Source organism: Kitasatospora sp. NPDC127035, assembly GCF_042726075.1.
Lineage (GTDB): Bacteria > Actinomycetota > Actinomycetes > Streptomycetales > Streptomycetaceae > Kitasatospora.
Genome location: NZ_JBHXDN010000143.1, coordinates 1 through 4900, shown reverse-complemented (window position 1 = coordinate 4900; position 4900 = coordinate 1). Strand labels below are relative to the sequence as shown.

Here is a 4900-nt window from a genome sequence, read left to right as displayed (position 1 = left end):
CACCCCGTGCGACTCCACCAGACGCCGAGCCACCAACCCGCCCAACGTCCCCGTCCCACCCGTCACCAACACCGTCCCCGCCGGATCCAACACCCCGACGGACCCGGACACGGCCGCACGCACCAGGCGCGGCACCACCGCGTCACCGTCACGCCACACCACCTGCGACTCACCCGACGCCAGCAGGCCCCCCAGGACCGACGGCTCCACCGCCGAGGCGGGGAACGCCGCTCCCTCGCCACCGAGGAGGAGGACGCGGCCGGGCTGCTCGTGCTGGACGGAACGGACCAGCCCCCACACCGCGTTGACCGCCGGGTCCGCGTCGGGCAGCCCGGTCGCGACGACCAGCGTCTCGCCGGCCCGGGCAGGATCCGCGAGCCCGTCGTGCAGGAAGGTCGCGACCCGGCCGAGCAGCGCGCGGGCGCCCTCGGGCCCGACCGCCGGCTCGCCGGTGAGGTCCAGCACCGCCGGGACGGCCGTCCCGGCCTCCGCGACCGGGGCGAGCGGCGCCCAGGCGACGCTGTAGAGGTGCTCGGCCCCGGCCGCCCCGAGGGCGGTGAGCCGGTCGACCGGCACCTGCCGCAGCGACAGCGACCCGATCGAGGCCACCGGCAGTCCGGCCGGGTCGGTGAGGACGAGCGAGAACGCGTACGGACCCGTCTGCCGGGCGTGCACCCGCAGGGCGGTGGCCCCCGACGCGAACAGGGCCACGTCGTTCCAGGCGAACGGCAGCAGGACGTGCCCGGGCTCCGGCTCGGCGACGGCCAGGAAGTTGGTGGCCTGGAGCGCGGCGTCCAGCAGCACGGGGTGGATCCCGTAGCCGGCGGCGGCCAGGCCGGCGGGCAGCGCCACCTCGGCGTGCACCTCGCCGTCGTGCCGCCAGGCGGCCCGCAGCGCCTGGAACGCCGGGCCGTAGACGAAGCCCCGCTCGGCCAGCCGCTCGTAGAAGCCGTCCAGCGCGACCGGCTCCGCACCCGCCGGAAGCCACGGGCCGGGGGCCGCGGCGCCCGGCCCGGCCTCCCCGCCGAGGAAGCCGCTGGCGTGCCGCGTCCAGGCCCCCTCGCCGCCCTCGGGCCGCGAGTACAGGGCGAACGGACGCCGGGCATCGGGCGCGTCGTCCTCCGGCGCGTCGACCCGCACGTGCAGGTGCAGGGCACCACGCTCGGGGATGACGAGCGGAGCCTCGATCACCAGCTCGTCGACGGCGGGGGCGCCCGCCTCGTCACCGGCCCGCGAGACCAGCTCCAGCAGCGCTGCCCCCGGGGCGAGGACGGTCCCGGCGACGGCGTGGTCCGCGAGCCACGAGTGGTCCCGCTGCTCCAGCCGGCCGGTGAGCACCGACCCGCCCTCCGGCAGCGACACGGCCGCACCCAGCAGCGGGTGCCCGACGGGTGCCAGCCCGGCGGCGCCCACGTCGGCGGTGGGACGCGTCTCCAGCCAGTAACGTTCGTGCTGGAAGGGGTAGGTGGGGAGGTCGGAGGGCCGCAGGGTGCCGGCGTCGGCGAACGCCGCCGACCAGTCCACCCCGACCCCGCGGACGTACAGCTCGGCGGCCGAGAGCAGGACCCGGTCCCACGCACCGTCCTCACGCCGCAGCGTGCCCGTGACCACCGTCGGAGCCTGGACCGCCTCCTCCAGCGCCTCCACCAGACTGTGCGCCAGCACCGGGTGCGCACTCACCTCCACGAAGGCCCGGAACCCCTCGGCGGCGAGCGTGTCCACCGCCCCGGCGAAGCGCACGGTCTGCCGCAGATTGCGGTACCAGTACCCACCGTCCAGCTCAGGACCCTCCAACCACCGGCCCTCCACCGTCGACAGGAACGGCACCCTCGCCGCCTGCGGCTTCACCCCGGCCAGCAACCCGGCCAGTTCCTCCTCGATCGACTCGACGTGGGACGTGTGGGAGGCGTAGTCCACCGGGACGCGCCGCACCCGCACACCCTGCTCCTCGAAGCCCGCCACCAGCGTGTCCAGCCCCACCGGGTCACCGGCCACCACCACCGACGACGGCCCGTTCACCGCCGCCACCTCCACACCGGCCGGCAGACCGCCCACCACCTCGGCGGCCGGCAGCGCGACGGACACCATGCCGCCACGACCCGCCAGACCCCGCGCGATCGCCTGCGAACGCAGCGCCACCACGGCAGCGGCGTCCTCCAGCGACAGGATCCCCGCGACATGCGCCGCCGCGATCTCGCCCTGCGAATGCCCCACCACCGCGTCCGGCACCACACCCAGCGAACCCCACACCCGCGCCAGACCCACCATCACGGCGAACGACACCGGCTGCACCACGTCCACCCGCTCCAGCGAGGCGGCACCCGGCACCTGATTCACCACATCCACCAACGACCAGTCCACATACGGCTTCAGCGCACCCTCCACCTCCGCCAGAGCCCGCGCGAACACCGGGGACTCGGCCGACAGACGCCGGCCCATCCCCACCCACTGCGAACCCTGACCCGGGAACACGAACACCGACCGGCCCGCCACCTCCGCACGGCCGGAGACGACACCCGTCGCCTCCTCCGCGCGCGCTGCCGCGCCCAGCGCCGTCAGGACGGCCTCCCGGTCGGCGGCCACCACCACCGCCCGCTGCTCCAGCGCGGCACGCGCGGTGAGGAGGGTCCGGGCGGTCCGCGCCAGGTCTGCGTCGGGCCGTTCGGCGAGGAACCGGCCCCAGCCGTCGGCCTGGGCGTGCAACCCGGGCTCGGTGGCGGCCGACAGGACCAACGGCAGGGCGGCACCCGGCAGTACGTCGTTCGAGGCACGGCCGGCCGACGGGGAGACGGCGGACTGCTCGTCGGGCTGCTGCTCTGACGGCTCGTCGGAGGACTGCGGCGCGTCCTCGGCAGGGGCCTGTTCGAGGATGACGTGGGCGTTGGTGCCGCTCACGCCGAAGGACGACACGGCGGCCCGGCGCGGCCGGTCCACCTCCGGCCACTCCCGCTCCTCCGTCAACAGCGCGACCGCACCCGACTCCCAGTCCACCTTCGAACTCGGCGCGTCGATGTGCAGACTCTTCGGCAGCACACCGTGCCGCAACGCCTCCACCATCTTGATCACACCCGCGACACCCGCCGCCGCCTGCGCATGCCCGATGTTCGACTTCAACGAACCCAGCCACACCGGCTGCTCCGCCGGACGACCCTGCCCGTACGTGGCCAGCACCGCCTGCGCCTCGATCGGATCACCCAGCGACGTCCCCGTCCCGTGACCCTCCACCGCGTCCACGTCCGCGGCGGTCAGCCGGGCGTCGGCGAGCGCGGCCCGGATCACCCGCTCCTGCGAGGGGCCGTTGGGCGCGGTCAGGCCGTTCGACGCACCGTCCTGATTGACGGCCGAGCCCCGCACCACGGCCAGCACCTCGTGACCCAGCCGCCGCGCGTCCGACAGCCGCTCCAGCAGGAGGACCGCGGCGCCTTCGGCCAGGCCCGTGCCGTCGGCGGCGTCGGCGTACGCCTTGCAGCGACTGTCGCGGGCCAGGCCGCGCTGCGTCGCGAAGTCGACGAACACCTCCGGCGTGGCCATGACGGCGACACCGCCGGCCAGCGCCAGCGTGCACTCCCCGTCACGCAGCGCCTGCGCCGCCAGGTGCAGCGCCACCAGCGACGACGAGCAGGCCGTGTCCACCGTCACCGACGGACCCTCCAGCCCGAGGGCGTAGGAGATGCGGCCCGACGCCACCGAACCCGAGTTGCCGATGCCGAAGTAACCCTCCAGCCCCTCCGGGAGGTTGAGCACGTGGTGCGCGTAGTCGTGGTACATCAGGCCGGCGTAGACGCCGACCGGCTGCCCACCGAGCGAGGTCGGGTCGATGCCCGCCCGCTCCAGCAGCTCCCAGGACGTCTCCAGCAGCAACCGCTGCTGCGGATCCGTCGCCAGCGCCTCACGCGGCGAGATCCCGAAGAGTGCGGCGTCGAAGCCGCCCGGGTCGGTGAGGAAGCCGCCCTCCTCCGCGTAGGTCTTCCCGGCCGCGTCCGGGTCCGGGTCGTGGAGGGAGTCCACGTCCCACCCCCGGTCGCGGGGGAACGGGGCCATGGCGTCGGTGCCGTCGTGGACCAGCCGCCACAGGTCGGCCGGGGAGGCCACGCCGCCGGGCAGCCGGCAGGCCATCCCGACGATGGCGATCGGCTCGGTGCGCCGGGCCTCGGCGTCGCGCAGGCGGCGCCGGGTCTGCTGGAGGTCGGCCGTGACGCGCTTGAGGTAGTCGCGCAGCTTGTCGTCGTTCGACATGGGGTTCTTCCTCGTATCCGTCATCAGGAAAGGCCGAGTTCGTTGTCGATCAGGTCGAAGAGCTCGTCGTCGGAGGCGGCGTCCAGGTCGACGCCCTCGGCGTCCGGCTCCTCGCCCGCCTCCGCCCAGCGGGCGGTGAGGGCCTCCAGACGGGCGGTGACCTGGGCCCGCAGACCGTCGGGCGTCCCGGACGTGGCCGCCAACGCCGCTTCGAGCCGGTCGAGTTCGAGCAGGACGGGCGGCACGACCGCGGCCCCCGCCAAGCCGAGCCGGTCCCGCAGGTGTTCCGCGACGGCGGTCGGCGTCGGGTGGTCGAACACCAGCGTCGCCGGGAGCCGGACACCGGTGGCCTCCGTCAGGCCGGTCCGGATCCGCAGCGAGGTCAGCGAGTCGAAGCCGACCTCCTTGAAGGTCTGGGTGGCCCGCACGGTCTCGTCGATGCTCTGGCCGAGGACCTTCGCCGCGCCGGCGCGGACCACGTCCAGGAGCAGGCGGAGCTGTTCCGCCTCGCTCACCGCGGTGAGCCTCCGGAGCAGGGCCTCACGGCCGTCCCCGGTCGGCGTGGCCGCGGTGGTGGTGGCGGTGCGGCGGGGAGTGCGGACCAGCCCGCGCAGCAACGGGTTCAACTCACCACTCGCCGCCTGCGACCGCAACACCCCCCAGT

Annotated in this window: 2 protein-coding genes; both read right to left on the bottom strand. The window is 74.9% G+C overall.

The window, feature by feature from the left end; translation table 11 throughout:
- A partial coding sequence (locus ACFWIC_RS40660; RefSeq protein WP_380522202.1) for a type I polyketide synthase occupies positions 1–4236 on the bottom strand: 4236 nt, incomplete at its 3' end.
- Between the two features lie 23 nt (positions 4237–4259).
- The coding region (locus ACFWIC_RS40655) for a phosphopantetheine-binding protein (protein WP_380522200.1) at positions 4260–4900 on the bottom strand (641 nt) is incomplete at its 5' end.